The sequence below is a fragment of the Mesorhizobium sp. M5C.F.Ca.ET.164.01.1.1 genome (assembly GCF_004792125.1).
Taxonomy (GTDB): Bacteria; Pseudomonadota; Alphaproteobacteria; order Rhizobiales; family Rhizobiaceae; genus Mesorhizobium; species Mesorhizobium wenxiniae.
The window spans coordinates 39,346-55,387 of sequence record NZ_SRTG01000005.1 but is presented as its reverse complement, the minus strand read 5'-3'; the positions used below and the strand labels follow the sequence as shown (position 1 = coordinate 55,387).

16 protein-coding genes are annotated in these 16,042 nt (G+C 60.5%); 4 read left to right on the top strand and 12 right to left on the bottom strand.

Annotation, left to right across the window (positions count from 1 at the left end; all coding sequences use genetic code 11):
* Positions 1–32: 32 nt before the first annotated feature.
* The 9 genes from EN807_RS24515 to EN807_RS24475 form a co-directional block, all read right to left on the bottom strand.
* Complete coding sequence (locus EN807_RS24515; protein ID WP_135937008.1) at positions 33–530, bottom strand: DUF1097 domain-containing protein; 498 nt, start codon at positions 528–530, stop codon at positions 33–35.
* 124 nt (positions 531–654) lie between these two features.
* Positions 655–1,698: an NAD(P)-dependent alcohol dehydrogenase gene (locus EN807_RS24510; RefSeq protein ID WP_135937007.1), complete on the bottom strand. Its 1,044-nt coding sequence runs from the start codon at positions 1,696–1,698 to the stop codon at positions 655–657.
* A gap of 37 nt (positions 1,699–1,735) precedes the next feature.
* A complete protein-coding gene (locus EN807_RS24505) occupies positions 1,736–3,367 on the bottom strand; it encodes a molecular chaperone GroEL (protein ID WP_135937006.1) in 1,632 nt (543 codons plus the stop codon).
* 76 nt (positions 3,368–3,443) lie between these two features.
* Positions 3,444–4,241 (bottom strand): iron-sulfur cluster assembly protein, encoded by a 798-nt coding sequence (locus EN807_RS24500; RefSeq protein WP_135937005.1) that lies wholly within the window; start codon positions 4,239–4,241, stop codon positions 3,444–3,446.
* A 4-nt stretch (positions 4,242–4,245) separates the two neighbouring features.
* Positions 4,246–5,268, bottom strand: a complete 1,023-nt coding sequence (locus EN807_RS24495) for an amidohydrolase family protein (protein ID WP_065011876.1) — start codon at positions 5,266–5,268, stop codon at positions 4,246–4,248.
* 73 nt (positions 5,269–5,341) lie between these two features.
* Positions 5,342–5,713 (bottom strand): MmoB/DmpM family protein, encoded by a 372-nt coding sequence (locus tag EN807_RS24490; protein WP_095520356.1) that lies wholly within the window; start codon positions 5,711–5,713, stop codon positions 5,342–5,344.
* Positions 5,714–5,729: 16 nt separating this feature from the next.
* Positions 5,730–6,788: an aromatic/alkene monooxygenase hydroxylase subunit beta gene (locus tag EN807_RS24485; protein WP_135937004.1), complete on the bottom strand. Its 1,059-nt coding sequence runs from the start codon at positions 6,786–6,788 to the stop codon at positions 5,730–5,732.
* Between the two features lie 50 nt (positions 6,789–6,838).
* Positions 6,839–7,900 carry a 2Fe-2S iron-sulfur cluster binding domain-containing protein gene (locus EN807_RS24480; RefSeq protein WP_135937003.1) on the bottom strand — a complete coding sequence of 354 codons (1,062 nt, stop codon included), beginning with the start codon at positions 7,898–7,900 and terminating at the stop codon, positions 6,839–6,841.
* A gap of 51 nt (positions 7,901–7,951) precedes the next feature.
* On the bottom strand, positions 7,952–9,619 hold the full coding sequence (locus tag EN807_RS24475) for an aromatic/alkene/methane monooxygenase hydroxylase/oxygenase subunit alpha (protein ID WP_135937002.1): 1,668 nt from the start codon (positions 9,617–9,619) through the stop codon (positions 7,952–7,954).
* Between the two features lie 568 nt (positions 9,620–10,187).
* Here EN807_RS24475 and EN807_RS24470 point away from each other — a divergent pair.
* From EN807_RS24470 to EN807_RS35700, 4 genes are read left to right on the top strand one after another with little or no spacing between them, the layout of a single operon-like run.
* Complete coding sequence (locus EN807_RS24470) at positions 10,188–10,661, top strand: hypothetical protein (protein ID WP_135937001.1); 474 nt, start codon at positions 10,188–10,190, stop codon at positions 10,659–10,661.
* On the top strand, positions 10,658–10,978 hold the full coding sequence (locus EN807_RS24465; protein ID WP_065011873.1) for a hypothetical protein: 321 nt from the start codon (positions 10,658–10,660) through the stop codon (positions 10,976–10,978). Before EN807_RS24470 ends, EN807_RS24465 begins: the two co-directional genes overlap by 4 nt.
* A 14-nt stretch (positions 10,979–10,992) precedes the next feature.
* Positions 10,993–12,120: a WD40 repeat domain-containing protein gene (locus EN807_RS24460; protein ID WP_189522569.1), complete on the top strand. Its 1,128-nt coding sequence runs from the start codon at positions 10,993–10,995 to the stop codon at positions 12,118–12,120.
* 32 nt (positions 12,121–12,152) lie between these two features.
* Positions 12,153–12,326: a hypothetical protein gene (locus tag EN807_RS35700; protein WP_164783628.1), complete on the top strand. Its 174-nt coding sequence runs from the start codon at positions 12,153–12,155 to the stop codon at positions 12,324–12,326.
* A gap of 350 nt (positions 12,327–12,676) precedes the next feature.
* Here the strand turns inward: EN807_RS35700 and EN807_RS24455 are convergent, their stop codons facing one another.
* Genes EN807_RS24455 through EN807_RS24445 form a run of 3 tightly spaced genes read right to left on the bottom strand, consistent with a single transcriptional unit; the run spans position 12,677 to position 16,037 of the window.
* Positions 12,677–13,903, bottom strand: coding sequence for an ABC transporter ATP-binding protein (locus EN807_RS24455; RefSeq protein WP_348640263.1), 1,227 nt, complete (start codon positions 13,901–13,903; stop codon positions 12,677–12,679).
* Positions 13,792–14,865 carry a carbohydrate ABC transporter permease gene (locus EN807_RS24450; protein WP_135936999.1) on the bottom strand — a complete coding sequence of 358 codons (1,074 nt, stop codon included), beginning with the start codon at positions 14,863–14,865 and terminating at the stop codon, positions 13,792–13,794. The genes EN807_RS24455 and EN807_RS24450 overlap by 112 nt, the downstream gene beginning before the upstream one ends.
* Entirely contained in the window at positions 14,862–16,037 is a 1,176-nt protein-coding gene (locus EN807_RS24445) for a sugar ABC transporter permease (protein ID WP_135936998.1), read from the bottom strand. The genes EN807_RS24450 and EN807_RS24445 overlap by 4 nt, the downstream gene beginning before the upstream one ends.
* Positions 16,038–16,042: the final 5 nt, after the last annotated feature.

Below are 16,042 nucleotides of genomic sequence, written 5' to 3'. Positions count from 1 at the left end.
AGTCAATCACTGAAGCGGTAGCGGGGGTTAGATCAGCTCTTCACGACAGCAGATGTCACTTTCTCGGAAAGGTAGCCGAGACTGTTGCCAATGATCAGCGAAATCACCACAGCTGCCGCGACCTTGCTGATGCCGCTTGGACCCCCGCCATAGGCGGCAGCGCCAAGCAGAAAAAGTGCCGCGGTCGTTGCATAGCCATAGACCGCTGATGGAATGGCACTCAGCAATGGCAGCTTGGCAGCGAGAATCAGCACTACGATTGAAACGCCGACGCAAATGCCGGCCGTGAGAGCCGTAACACCAAGAGACGTCAGTGCTATCAATGCGCCGGCGGCGCAGATCGCTCCCCAAAGGTTTGCAAGCGCCGAATTCTTGAACCCGGCTTCCTTGCCGCCACAGTGATAGAAACTCCCCCAGCCCACAAATACCGCCCAGATCAGCAGATAGGGGTTGCCGATCGTGATCGCTGCCCACGTTGCAATGCCGCCCATAATGCCGATGACGACGGCCAGTCCTGTAATAAGATCCATATTTGTCCTCCCATTTTTCCACACCGCGAAGCAAAGAACTCGTTTTCAGGACTACGCTTCGCTGACGTCCCGATACGCGGACCAAAACGCAGGGCCTGCTCCGTGCAGGCCCGACCTAGATGCTTCAGGGAACGATGACGCCTCGGCCGGTGAACCGGCGATTCTTGAAATCGTCGAGCGCGGTGTTGATGCTTGCGAGGTTGTATTCGGTGTAATGCATCTTCACCTTGCCATCGGCGTTCAACTCCATCAGTTCGACAAGTTCGGTGAAATTGCCGACCAGGCTGCCACCGATGTTGATCTCCTCGATGACGAGATGCGCGGTCGGCACGTTGACGGCGCCGCCATAGCCGACGACGAACAGTTGCCCGCCCTTGCGCACCATCTTCCAGCAGATGTTCTCGACCCCGAGTTCGCCTACGAAATCGATGACCACATGGGCGCCGCCACCGGTGATCTGGCTGACCTCCTCGACGACATTCGGCCCGCCATCGAGGACGAAGTCGGCTCCAAGATCCTTCGCAAGCACGCGCGCGGCTGGCTCGCGATCGACGGCAATGATGCGGCAGCCTGAAATCGCATGCAGCGACTGCAGGGCGATATGGCCGAGCCCGCCAATACCGAGCAGTACGCAGTAACTCCCCGGCCGCAAGAGTTTTGCGGCGCGCTTGGCGGCGCGATAGGCGGTGATGCCGGCATCGGCCAGCGGCGCCACCTCAATCGGCGTGACGTTGGCGTTCAGCTTGATCAGCGAACGCTCGCTGGTGATGAAATACTCGGCGAAGCCGCCATTCATGCCAAGGCCGGGGAACTGACCATTGTCGCAATACATGTCCTCGCCATGCCGGCAGTTGAGGCAGATGCCGCACGAGCGAAACGGGTGACAGATCACGGCGTCACCGCGCTTGACCGACCGGACGCCGCTGCCGACCTCCTCCACCCAACCGGCATTCTCGTGGCCCATGATGTAGGGCAACAGCGTGCCTTCGGGATCCATGGTCGGCTTCCACACACCCTCGATGATGTGCAGGTCGGTGCGGCAGAGGCCGGCGGCACCTACCCGCACGATCACCTCGTCGGGGGCGGTGATTGTCGGCGCCTTGACCTCCTCGATCCTGAGCTGGACGTTCATATGCGGATCGTATTCGTACAGTCTGGCAGCTTTCATCGTCGTATCCTTCAATGTCGAGATCGTTAGGATTGCTTCAGGCGCGGCCGAGCTTTTCGGAGCCGCCACCGCGAGCCGGTCCGGCCGTCGGGTCCTCGTCCTCGGCCAGATGGCCGATCAGCGTTTCAGTGGTCAGGATCAGCGTCGCCACCGAAGCTGCATTGGCCAGCGCTGTGTAGGTGACGCGGACTGGATCGATGATCCCTGCCTCGAACATGTTCTGGTAGCTGGCGGCAGACGCGTTATAGCCGTAGCCGCCGTTGATGCGCGTGACTTCCGCCACGACTGCTTCGGGATCGGCGCCGGCATTGGCGGCGATACGCCAGAGCGGCCGCGAGAGCACCGACCGCACCAGGCGCACGCCTTCGGCGACATCCCCGTCGACGCCGGCCGCCACATTGTCGAGCAGCGGCGCGATCTGGGCAAGCGCCGAGCCACCGCCGGCGACCACGCCCTCTTCGGTTGCGGCGCGCACCGCATTCAGCGAATCCTCGATGAGCTGAATGGTTCGCTTCTGCTCGACCGGCGTGACACCGCCGGCATAAAGGATCGCGGTGCCGCCAGAAAGCTTGGCCAGGCGTTCGCGCAGCTTGTCCTGATCGATGTTCGGCGGCGAGGCTTCATACTGCCGCTGCACCTGGGCGCGGCGCGATGCGATTGCCGCATGGTCGCCAGCACCGCGAATGATCGAGGTGCAGGACGAACTGGTCTTTACCCGGTCAGCCTGTCCGAGATCGTCGGCGGTGATGTCCGCCAGGCGGCCGCCAAGATCGCGCGCGATTACCTTGCCGCCGGTGATGATCGCCAGATCCTCCATCATCGCCTTGCGCCAATGGCCATATTCCGGCGGGTGGACCACGAGGTATTTTCCCGGTCCCTGCTTGCCGAGCAGAGTCACTACAACTTCCGGCGACATTTCCTCGGACACAATCAGCAGCGGCCGACCATCCTCGTCGGCAATGCGGCGAACCACATCCAGCGCCTCGGGCTCCTTGATCTTAAGGTCGGTCATCAGGATGTAAGGCCGTTCGAGAACCGCCTCCATCTTCTCCTGATCGGTCACCATATGGTGCGAGAGGTAGCCGCGTTCGAACGACATGCCCTCGACCACATCGAGCGTAGTTTCGGTGGTCACACTGAAGTCGGTGGTGATGACGCCTTCGGCCCCTACCCGCTGATGGGCTTCCGCCACCAGCGCGCCAAGCTTGGCATCGGTCGCCGCAATGTTGGCGACCGAAGCGAGAATGCCGTTGCCCTTGGCGGGCTTGGCCGAAGCTTTGAGCGCCGCCACCACAGCCGCCACGGCAAGGTCGATGCCCTTGCACAGATCGACGGATTTCGCGCCGCGCTCATTCGCCTCTACACCGCCCTGGATGAGCGCGTTGGCGAGCACGATGGCGGTCGTGGTGCCGTCGCCGGCGACCTCGTTGGTTTGCATCGACACTTCGCGAACGACCTGTGCGCCCATGTTTTCGAAACGGTCGTGCAGTTCGATCTCGGAGGCGATGCTGACACCGTCGCGGGTCACCATCGGCGTACCGATCGGCCTGTCGATCATGGCGTTCATGCCTTTGGGGCCGAGCGTCGGCTCGACGGCAGCGGCCAGCCGAAAGACGCCACGGGCCAGAGCACGGCGGGCCTCGGAATTGTGAAGCATTATTTTGGGCATGATTCCTCCTTCCGCCTTACGGGCGGGTTGTTGGTTAGGGGCCTCGTGCGAGGGAGGCCGTTGTTTCGGCTCTGCTTCAGGCGGTCGGCGCGGCTCGTGCCGGCACGCGATTCATGATGAAATCGACCAGCGTCGGTTCGCCGTCGACCACATCCAGTTCCTTGTATCTGGTCTGCTTGAGCCCACGGCACAGCGCGCCGTTGAACTCCATGTTGACGCGCACACCGCGCAGTTCGGCGAGATGGGCACCGAGTGCGCCGACCGGTATGCCCTGCCCTTCCCAGGTCACGAAGACAGGAGCATCCGCTTGGCGGTCGGGGAAACGCTCAAGCAGAGCCGCCCTGTACCGCGGCTTCTGTTTGGCCGCTTCACCGGGTTCGAAGCGCGCGACGTCGTACGCCGGCAGGTCCATGGCGAGAATTTCCCGATCTGTCAGACCGTGCTGCCGGAGGCCGCGTAAGACTGCCTCCTGGCGCCGCTTGAAGGCCTTTATCGCAAACGTTTCCTTCAGACCCGCGAGATCGAGAGCGCCAGCAAGCTCGCCAAAGATCTCGCCGAAAGCCTTCCCAGCCTCTATGCCGCGATTGACCTCTTCTGCGAACATGTGGTCGTGCAGTTTGACGCGACAGGCAGGCGACCATGAGAGCTGGTCGAGCGCCTTTCGGACGCCGTCCAGCATGAGGAAAGCGAAGTTGGGCGAGCACCAGTAGGTCGGCAGGCGAAAGTCAACCTGCACGCCGCCGTCATCGGCGACTGCGACGTGCTCGACGAAGCCCATCTCGGTGATCGGTTCGTCGAGCTCCGGATCGTTGACCTCACCAAGGCGCCGCCAGAGCTCTTTCTCGCGGCTTCCGGAAACGCTGGCGGTTGCCATGGTCTTACTCCGCAGCGATGCTAAAAGGCGAATTGGCGAATTCCACCTTCCGGGCTTCGATGTCGATGTCGTAGAGGCGGGCAGCGTTGAGGCCGAGGATCGTTTCCTTGATCTCGTCGGTCAACTGCACGCCGCGTTCGGCGGCGATGTCCTCAGGGATCTGATAGGCCCAGAGCTTTTCGACCAGCCAGCGCGGCGTCCAGATAGCGTAGTCGGAACCGAACAGGATCTTCTCCGGACCGAGCCAGAACAGCAGCTCGGCGATCACCTCGCCGAAATAGCGCGGACGCGAGTGAATAAAGGGCAGTGCCACCGCGAGCCCGGCATAGACATTAGTCTCCTGGGTCGCGATCCAGCAGAAATCGTCGAGGCGCGGCAAGCCGCAATGCTCCACGATCCAGTTGAGGCCTTGGAAATCGGTAGCAGCATGATCCACGTCGTGTACGTCAAATGCATCCTTATTGAGCGGGATGATCGTCGGCCCCTTGTGGACGTGGATGTTTCTGATGCCGAGCTTGTCGCAGAGTTCGAAGCATTTGTAGGCCTCGGGGTCGTTCAGCCGCCAGCCTTTCGACGCGCCGTTCCACTCGGCGGTGTACATCTTCACCCCTTTGATGTCGTAGGTCTCCTTCATGAAATGGATGTATTCGAGCGCCTTTTCGCCATCGCGCGGATCGAACGCCCCATTCACAATGAAACGGCCTGGATATTTCTTGGCGATCTCCGAAGTGCGCTTGATGCAGCCAAAGCCGTTCTTGTAGAAATCGCTTAGGGACGTAGTCTGGAAAATCGCGATGTCATCCGGCCCGTCTATGAACAGATCGTTGTAGAGATTCTCGGCCGAGTACTTCTCGAATTTGCTCTTCTCCCAAAGCTGTTCCTTGGGGCTGAGCCCAGTATGATAGGCATAGAAGCAATCGATGAATTGCTTGCCGTGAATATTCTTCTGGTTCTCCGGGCTGCCGTCCCAGAAATGGGTGTGGCCATCGACCACGAAAATGTCCTTGCCTTCCGGTGTCCTAAACATTCCTACCTCCACAGATGGGCGTTTGACCGTTCGGCGCGCCGCAACCGGGCGGCGCGTCTGATTTTTTGGGCGTCTATTCGATGTATTCGAACATCTCGTCCATGTTGCCGAACAGGATCACGGTGTTGTCGTCGATGCGCACCATCCGTCCGTAGTGGGTGGAGCTGTTGACCTCGAAGGTTTCCGCGGTCATCTCGCGGCCGAGATATTCGCTGATCTCGTCCATCTTAAAGATCAGCTTGCCGCTGCCATCGATGCGGATCATGGCCGGCTGGTAGGTGACGATCACATTCGGCTTCAGACCCATGAATTCAGCGATGGCCCTGGCTTCCACGGAGTCGTTCATGGTGACGCCGCACTGATGCGAAATCGTCTGTTCGAAGGTGATGTCCTTCATCGACCTGAAGATGTTGGATTGCGATGCGTCGCGTGCTGCTGTTGACATGACAGTTTCTCCTGTGTCAGCGCTTGAGGCCAAGTTCGCCGAGTATCTGCCCAATCCGTTCCTCGGATTTGACGCGGACATCGGCGAAAGCGACCGGCTTGGAATGCGGCATCGACCAGATAGGCTGCAGGGCGGTGGCTGCCTTGTCGGCGAGCACGCCGTGTTTCTTGACCCAGCCCTGGAAGAGCTTCTTGTTCGCCGCGCCGTGTTTCTCGTCGTTGACGAGAATGTGCATGAGGTCGATCGTGTTGGCGAGGTTGCGTTCGTAGTCGGCCTCGGCTGCCGAGATCACCGCAGGCGTGATGAAGTCATGGTTGGCGGCAGCGATCTGCATCAGGAAGCCTGAGCGGAATACTTCCCCAACCAGCGGTTCGAAGACGATGTTGATGGCGAAATACTGTTCGAGATAGTCGGTCGCACCCATGATGGTTTCGACCGCTTCGCGGGTACATTGCCAGTTGTTGTCCTCGAGCCATGCCTTCTTGCCAAGTTCGTCGTCCCAGCCGGGCAAATCCATGCCGATCTCGGCAAGGTAGAGTGTGATGTCCTGGGCAAGCCGCAGCTTGTAAGACGAGTTGGTCAGCGTCGCGTTGTTGATCATCTGGGTGTAGCCGTAACGCTGTGCCTGCATCAACGAGGTGCCGAGCCCGAATTCGGCGTGCTTCCAGGCTCCGAGCTGCGTCTGCAGGATCTTGACCCAGGCCTTGTCGAAGGTCTTAGGCGCCCTCGACTTGCGGGCGTTGTTGATGACGCTCTGCACCATCGTCTCGATTTTCGACTGGCGCTGGTAGTGCGTGCGTTCCCACTCCTGATCGGGGGCGCGAAAGGCATGCCAGTTGGAGCTCTGCGCAGCGGTGTTCTGCTTGACATATGCGCCCTTGCCGTCGGCGAAGGAGATGATCCAGTCCTGGATCAGGTAACGCTCCGGGTCAGGCTGCACGTCGACCGTCATGTCTTCGTAGTGGGTGGCGCGCTGGCCCTTCGGGTCGAAATAGCGGTACTTCCGGCTGTCGGAGTCGGCAAAGATCGCCGCGCCGGCGGCTCCGGATCCGACTGAACTCGAAATAGCTGGCATAGTCTTCACTCCCTTGTTGCAGTTGTGGTTGCAGTTGCGTGACGGCCCCCTCAGTGGGTCGGCGTAGCACCTGTCGATGTGGTGAACTTGTCGAAGAAGATCCGCTCGGTCTCGAACCCGTTCATGAACAGAACCGGCTGAAGCGCATCAATCATCGGCGGCGGGCCGCAGGCATGGACATCGCCCTGCCCGTCGACCGCCAGGTGCTTGAGCTTGGCGTCGACACTCTGGTGTACGAAGCCGCGCTCGCCTTGCCATTCGGCATCATCAATCGCGTGCGACAGCACGGGAATGAATGTGACTTCCGAATGCTGGCCGACCAGCTCGGCGATCCTTTCGAGGTAGAACAGGTCGTTGCGCGTCCGGGCACCGTAGAAGAAATAGACCGGACGTTTCTCGCCGCTCTTCAGATGGTCGTTGAGGATCGACCAGATCGGCGACATGCCCGAGCCGGCGCCCACCAGGACTAGGGGTCCTTGCCGTTCTTCCCGACGGAAACAGGTTCCGTAGGGTCCAACGACGGTGACTTTGGCTCCAACCTTGATTCCTCCGGAATCGAGTTCTCCGGAGAATTTTCCCTCAGGATATTTTTTGATAATGAAGCAGAGTTTTTGGGTTTGGTCCGGCGTATTTGCCATGGAGAACGAGCGCGTAATCGTCTCCCCTTTTTCCGTGGTAACCGTGATGTCGACATATTGCCCCGCCCAGAACTTTATCGGCGAGCCGAGTTCGATCTCGATGCCGCGAATGTCGTGGGTTAGGTGCTCAATCAGAGCAATCCGGCCCTTGAACGTCTTCACGGCGATCGCTTTCGCCAAAATCTCCTCGTCGTAGTTGAGAAGCTCGACTTCCAGATCGGAGTAGGCGATGCAGCGGCACAAAAGCACGTGGCCGCTCTCCTTCTCCATGTCGTTCAGCGCGAAGGTCGAGTATTTGAGCATGTCGACTTCGCCATCGAGCAACACGCTCTTGCAGGCCGAGCATTGCCCTTCCTTGCAGCCGTGCGGCAGGGCGATGCCCTGGCGGAAAGCGGCGTTGAGCACCGTTTCGCCATGCTCGACGTCGAATTCGACGTTGACCGGGCTGAGCCTGACCGTGTGGGTTTCCGACATACGGACCTCCAGTGAAAAAGAGGGGCGGGACGAGCCCGCCCCTTGGTCTGATCAGTTGCAGGGGTTGATCGTGAAGCCCTTGGCGTAGTCCGCCAGGTGCTGCGAGCGTGCTTCCGGGGTCATGGCGCGGAGCGCGTTCAACGGCGATCCGAGCGTGTTGCCGCGCACGTCGTCCAGCGTCCACATCTCCTTGTCGTCGAAGCGCATATGCGGCTGCGGGACGAGCGTCTTGCCGTCGGAGCGGACGAAGTTCAGGTCCTTGATGGCATCGGCCAGATCCCAGCCGTCATACAGCGTCTCCCATTCGCGCTTGCCGCTGAAACGGCCCATGGCGGGCGTCGGACGGCCCTGATACTCGTCGGCGAACGCCACGGTGGCGGTCCACTTGTCGAGTTCATGGGCGAAGGTGTGCAACTGGCCGTCGATCTCGCCAACAACCATATCCTCGCGAATCAGGCAGGGTACGAGACAGGACCAGCAGCGGTGCGGGTAGACGTAGCCGACGTCGCTGTTGAACAGCAGCACCTTCTCGCCCTTGTGGCTGAGCTTGGCGTACCATTTCCAGAAGTCGCCGAACTCGGCGTACCAGCCCGGATACTTGTGCTCGAACCACTCGAAGTCCTTGTCGGTCTGGGCCTCGATGCGCCAGAAGTTGACCGGCCAGCCGACCGCGAAGAACTGCCCGACCTTGTGAACGTAGTTCTTCTTGGTGATGCGTTCCCACGCCGCCTGGACGTCGTCGTGATGGACCTTGATGCCGTATTTCTCGAGCGGCAGCATGTAGGTGCGATAGTAGTCCTCATAGATCCAGCGGTGCCACATTTCCGCGTAAGACTCCTTGTTCTTGTCGCGGTTGGTGGTGCCGTATTCGATGAAGGTGCCGATGGCAGCATCGACGATCGCGTGGTTCTGCCAGAAGGCGTATCGCAGGTCGCGCTCGAGCAAGAGGTGATTTTCCGGCTCTTTGAGCGCTGCCATCAGAAGCGAGTGGCCATTGCCGATATGCCGGCTCTCGTCGGACTGCACCGACAGGAAGACGGTGGGCAGCGCATAATCGCCGTTGCGGGCCGCTTCCGAAGGCATGGCGACAAACAGCGTGTTGGTGAAGGCGGTCTCGGCGACCACTGTCAGGTACATGCAAGCTGCGGTCATGGTGTCGCCGGTGATGAAGCCTTCCGCGAACTGCCGGCCGATGGTGGTGGCGTAGCATTTTCCGAAGGCTTCCTCGGTGATGTCGAAGCCCGCCGGATCGATGTAGTTCTCCATGTACCATTTCTTCAAATTCATCTGGATCGTCGAGTGGCGGAACTCGTCGATCATCTGCATGGTGAAGCCGGTTCGAAGTTCCTCGCCAGGTGCAATGCGGGCGACCATCGCCATCGAGCGGGCGGCGGAGATTTCCGGGAAGGGAATGATCGCCAGGAAGAGTTTCATCCACTCGACCCAGCGCGGTTCCACATTGCGGAACATGTCGCCGCGCAATGCCGCGTCCAGCGCGCCGTAGACACGGTTGTCCTTCTCTTCCTGCATCGGGAAGTACGACCGCAAAACCTGTTTCATCGGGTCGCGCGGCGTCTTGTTGATCTTGTAGTCCGTCGGAAACGTCATCGCTTCCTGGACGTAGGAAGGATTCCAGCCGAGATCGGCAATCTTCTTGGTTGCCTCGCCCACGGAGATTCCGCGTTGTGAGGTAATCTTGTTGAGCGTCAGAGACGTCATGGTCATAAGCCTCCACCAGGATTAAGCCGCAGGTCCCTTGACCCCGGCGTGAAGCGGCGCACAGCGCCGCCAGTGAGAGTGCGAACGGCACGACAAAGGGTTGCGCGTTCAGGCGCGACTCATGGCCCAGCCATTCAAGTGGATCGCGGCAAAGGTGTTGGAGTCGTCTGGCAGGCACCGCGGCGCCAACCGCATTTGCGGATAGGCGTATCGAAGCGGACGTGACCTGCTTCCTCCGTTCCTTCGTTCTTTTGGCACCGCGTCAAGCGCGATGGGCTTCTTGTGGAAATGAACAAAGCAAGCGCCGTGCCAACTTGAAAACAGCCCCATGGCCGCCCCGCTCAAAACAAAAATCGCTGCTCTTTGGCCCATGAGCAGCGAACCAACTGTAACGTTCTTTTACAATTGTAATGTACGCCTGTAATATTTAACGTCCATTCGCAGACGCAATATGTTTAGTTAGCATACGCAGCAAACACGAAAAAACATATCATCTATTCAATTGTTCGTCTTTCTCTACTATTTGAAGGGGATGGGCCATGGACGGGCCTCGCACTGGAGAAAAGACATGCCAAACGATAAGGGCCGCCGGGCACTGTCCGAGCCACTGTCCAGCCAGGCCGAGGGCGTCACCGGCGATCTTGTCAGGCTGATGCCCCGGGATCTGGTCTTTGTCATGCGCTTCATGGGCGAGAGCCAACATCGCCTCCAGAGCCACTTCCAGGACTTCATCCGGGCCGAGCTTGCCGCCGGCGGCGTCACCACGAACACGCATCCGATGATCCATCTGTTCATCGAGAACCATGCGACCCTGTTGCGGGACTTCGTGTTTTCCGGCGTTTCGCTGTCACGCCAGTTCCGCGTCGACGAGATCGAGCGCCTCACCGGCGATACGACATCGATGATCCGCGTCGACATCTGGGATCAGTTCAAGAGCCACATCGAAACGGCCGAAAAACAGTTTCAATCACAAGCCGGCACATTGCCCAAATTGCTGTCGGCTTTCGAAAAACCGCCCGGACCTTTGGGGAGCGAAAAATGACAGGAGAATCCCATACCGCCAGGCGTGACGCGCTGCTCGCCCGCCGGCTCGATCTTGTCGCCAAAGTCTCCGCGCTCACTGCCGAGGCGCTGCGGCTCAATCAGAAACGCGCCGGTATCGAGATGGACGTGCTCCGCCTTGAACTTGAGATCGGCAGGAGCGGCGGCAGCGCGCAACTGGTGCAGGACTTGCATGAAGCCGAAGAGAGAGGCGCGGCAATCATGCACGAATGTGCGGCGTGCGAGGAACGCATCGTCGCTGCGGAAGGCGACATCAAGGACGTCGACAGCAGCCTCGCGGCGACTGATGGAAACTGACGAAAGGAATGGCCATGAACCAGCACGCGATACAGAACCTGACCTTGTTCGACCTGCTGGCGCGAAGCTGGCGTCGTCCGTCGGCGGTCGCCGATCTGCGCTTCAGCGCCGACGGCTCGACTGTCGCCTTCGCATGCGTCGACGGAACGGTCGCGATAGCTGCGGTCGCGGACCAGGAGCCGCCGGAGTCGCGGATCAGGGTAAGCAATGATCTCGGACAGACGTCGATCCGACCAAGAGAGAGGTCTCCAGTGCCTTTGATCGCCACGGCGGCATTCGGAGATGGCGATGTTCCTCTCGCTGCCCATCTGAATTCCGGCTTTCTGGTCGGCGCGGCCAGCGGAGAAGTGCGGCATCTGACCCCTGGGGGTGAATGCATGGAGCCCCTGGTCATGATCGACGGACCAATCGTGGCCATCGACCACAGCGCCCGAGCGGACACGATAGCGGTCAGCAATGGGCATGACGTCTTCCTGTCGCGCGGCCAAGGCGATGCAACAAAATTGCGACGCGGTACGACTTCGTCCGCCGACGCGCTCGCCTTCTCGCCGGGCGGGTGGCACCTCGTTTGCGGCGGGGATAAGGGACTGTCGATCTGGTCGAGCGGCAACGACGCTCGCCCTATACGCGAGTTTTCCCTATCGGCGCGGCCGACTACGATCCGCTGGAGCGGCGACGGCACATGGCTGGCCTGCGGGCTCGAAACAGGGGGCTTTGCCCTGGTCAGCATGGCCGATGGCCATTCCGGCATTGTCGCGGGATTTCCATCGCCGGTTCGGACAGTCTGCTGGAGCCCAACCGCGAATGCGCTGTTTGCTTCGGGCGCCTTCCGGATAGCCGGCTGGTCGATGGCCGCCCCGCCGGTTGGCGGCGAAACCTCGGGCGCGTTGGAGACAGGTCGCGCCGGGCTGGTCCTGGTCGAGGCGGTGACGGCACATCCGGAGAAGAAGCTGATTGCGGCGGGCTATGCCAACGGCCGTATCACCATCGCCCAGATCGGATCACCCGAGGAGGTTCTCATCAGGCCGTTGGGCAGCGCAGTCACCGCGCTCGCCTGGTCCGGCGACGGACGTCATCTGGCGGTGGGCGCCGTCGACGGCACTGCCGCGATTGTCACCTTTCCCGCGCAGATGTTCAAATAGCAAAGGCAGAGCGCATGAAACAGGAGGAAAAAATGCAAACCGAAGCCACCCCCGAGGATGAGAGCAAGGACGAATTTTTCGAACGGCTCGCCAAACTGTCAGAAGAAATGGTGACCAAGCACGGCAAGGATTTCAGCATGGGCGCCCTTGTGCTCGCCGCACGATGGATCGCCGAAAACCGCATCGGCCAGTTGAAGACCAACTAGGCTCACCACCAACCAATTGCGCTCGTAGCCGTAGCTCCGAAGGAGCTTCAGGCGGCGCCGCAGCCTGCGGTCGCCTTGATCTGTGATCGATCCGCGCAACCAGAATACCATCGACTTGAGTAAAATACGGTCCGAGTAGACATCGCTCCTTGAACTGCATTTTTCTCATAGTTTCAAAGCTTAGGCCGTTGGAAAATACCGTCAGCACGCTGATTCACGTGGCGTGGCCCGGCCCCTGTTGGATGCTCCAGAACATACCGTCAGAAATGGTTTTGACGCCTAGGGTAGCCGTCAACGCCTTGCACTTAGACTAGTTCACCAGATGCAGGCTTGGAGCCTGCAAGAATCGGTCAGGATACGGACACGAGCCGGGCCGCCAGGCGCACACCTGAATGGGCGTCGAACAGAAAACCTCGATCGAGCGGAAAGTGCACGGCGACAGCCTTGTCGAAGTCGATGTCGTAATCCTTCGGCATCTTGACCGACAGGCTCTCCTTGCCCACCACGAGCGTGACCAACGTCACGTCGCCGGTAGGCTCGGCGGCGTAGACCGTAGCATCGAACAGACCAGCGCCGGGCTTGACGATGTCGGCGTCTTCCGCGCGGAAGCCCATGACCACATCCTTGGCCATGGTTTCCTTATCTGGTGCCACCGGCAGGCTCACGCCTTGGCTCTCGAAGCGATTGTTCTCGATCCGCCCGCGCAGGAAGTTCATCGGCGGCGAGCCCATGAAACCGGCGACAAACAGGTTCGCCGGGCGATCATAGACCTCGCGAGGGGTGCCGATCTGCTGCAGCACACCGCGGTCCATGATCGCAACGCGATGCGCAAGGGTCATGGCCTCGACCTGATCGTGGGTGACGTAGACGGTGGTCACCCCGAGCTGGTGCTGCATGCGCTTGAGCTCGGCGCGCATGAAGCCGCGGAGCTTCGCATCGAGGTTGGAAAGCGGCTCGTCCATCAGGAAGGCCGAGGGCCGTCGCACGATGGCCCTTGCCAGGGCCACGCGCTGACGCTGGCCGCCGGACAGCTGGCGCGGGTAGCGGTCGAGGAGATCCTCCATATGGACCTGCGCAGCAGCGTCGCGGACAGCGAGCTCCCGCTCCTGCTTCGACACACCACGGACCTTCAGCGGGAAATCAATGTTCTCGGCGACGGTCTTGTGCGGATAGAGGGCATAGGACTGGAACACCATCGCCACGTCGCGGTACTTCGGCAGCATGTCGGTGACGTCGGTATCGCCGAGCACCACCTGGCCAGAATCGGCGGTTTCCAGGCCGGCTATGATCCGAAGCCCGGTGGTCTTGCCGCAACCGGAGGGCCCGAGCAGCACCAGAAACTCACCCGGCGCAACGTCGATACTGAGATCCTTGACGACGTGAACCGCACCGAACGATTTGTTCAGGCCGCGCAGCGACAGCCGCTGCGCCCGATGACCGGTGTCGATGCCCCTCTCTTCCACGTTCATCCCTTCACCGCCCCCAACAGTATCCCCCTGGAAATGAAGCGCTGAAGGACGAGCGCCATCAGTACGACCGGAAAGATCATGACGATGATGACCACCGCCATGCTCCACCACAGGATGCCGCGCTCGCCCGCATTCATGGCGGCGACCAGGATAGGCATGGTCTGCGCATTGGACGTCGAAAGGAACAGCGACAGCAGATACTCGTTCCAGCACAGGATCAGCACCAGCAGCGTCGTCGCCGCGAGACCGGGCTTCGCCAAGGGCAGGATGATCTCGACGAAGGTGGTAAAGCGGGTGGCGCCGTCGAGCTGCGCGCTCTCGTCGAGGTCGGTCGGAATGGTGACGAAGAAGTCGTGCATCAGCCAGACGACGATCGGCAGGTTGACTACCGCGTAGGCCAGGATCTGCGCGATGTGGGTGTCGAGCAGCCGAACGCTCTGAAACATCATGTAGATCGGAATGACGGCGACGATCGGCGGCAGGATGCGCTGCGAGATCATCCAGAAGAGGATATCTCCATTCCCCAGCGTGGCCTTGAAATGGCGACCAACGGCGCGGGCGAGAACGAAGAAGACCGCGAGCGCGACGGCAAGCGACAGGCGCCAATCGACCCCCCAACGGCCGACCACCACCGCCATCGCGACCAAGCAGAGAACGAAGAGAACGATCGTCGCGAATTTGGGCTTGTACTGAATACGCCCCAAGGCATAGGCGGCCATCGAGCCGATGGTGACGCAAAGGACTGTGGCGAGAAGCGCGATGATGAGCGAGTTGATGTAGGCCCTCAGCGTGTCCTCGTAATCGAAGACGAACAACTCGCGCCATGCATGCAGGCTCGGCGTGAAGTCGATCCAGGGCAGGTAGACCGGGCCGGCGTTGACGTCGGCTGGCAACTTGAACGACGTGATCAGGAGCCAATAGAGCGGAAACAGGACGAACACCGCCCAAAGGATCAGGAGGCCGTAGACGATGACGGCCGTGGCCGGCGCCATCTTCTTGATCGACTTCGGCTCGAACCACCGCCTGAGCAGGGATCTCCGGGGTGACATCCGGATGTTTTGCGTGATCATGCCGGCCTCAGTCGCTTGAGGACGAGGAGATTGAAGAAGGAGACGCACAACACCACCGTCACGAACAGAAGCAGGTAGGCGATCGCCGCAGAATCCCCGAGGTTCAGCGCCCGCCATGCAAAGAATGAATGAAGCGTCATTGACTCGGTCGCGATGCCGGGGCCTCCGGACGTCATGATGTTGGGGAGGTCGACAAGCTTGAAGGCCTCGATGGTCCTGATCAGCATCACCGTGGCGGCAACCGGCGCAATTTGCGGCCAGGTTATTTCCTTGAACACCTGCCAACCGCTGGCACCGTCGACCTGGCCGGCTTCCACCTGATCACGGGAAACATTCTCAAGCGCCGCAAGCAGGATGACGAAGATGAACGGGATCCACTGCCAGGAATCGCCGATCACGATGAACAAGCGGGCAGTCCAGGCATGGTTAGCCCAGCCGAAGTCACCGAGGCCGATCCACTGCCAAACCGGCGAGAACGGACCCTTGGTCGTGTCCGCCAGCATGCGGAAGCTGTAGCCGATGCCGATCGGCGTGATCATCAAGGGGATGAAGAAGACGACGCGGAAGAAGGTCCGGCCCTTGATCGGCTGTGCGCAAAGAACGGCGAGGCCAAGGCCGATCAGGAACTGGATGGTGCACCCGACGATCACATAGAAGATGGTCACGCCGAGCGTGCCGAACGGATTGCCGCTGAACAGCGTCGCGGAAAAGAGAAGCGCCAGTCCGAATCCCATGCTGGCGGTGATCAGCCGGCCAATAAAGCCGAGGATCGTGAAGTCTCGCTTGGCATAACGGTAGAGCCACCAGATGAGGCTGGCCGCGCTCGCGATCGTGACCATCCAGCCGAGCAGGCTGATGCTGGTGAAGGTCCCGAGGAAATGGAACTGCTCGGTGCCGAAGAACTGCTTCCGGAAGTTCCTCAGGCCGACGAACTGGACCTGATAGGAACCGGCCCTGAGGCGGATGTTGGAGAAGGCGAGCACCAGCGACGCTATCGTCGGGAACACTGAGAAGATGAGAATCATGATCACGGCGGGAGCGATGAAAAGCTGGCGCGACTGGCGGTCGAGCCACTCGTTCAGCCTCGCCCTCGTCGTGACGGAAGCATTGAGGCCGGCCGGGGCGACACGCCCCAGCCGACTGGTTGTCGTTGCTCCGGTACCGGAGGTCACTGACC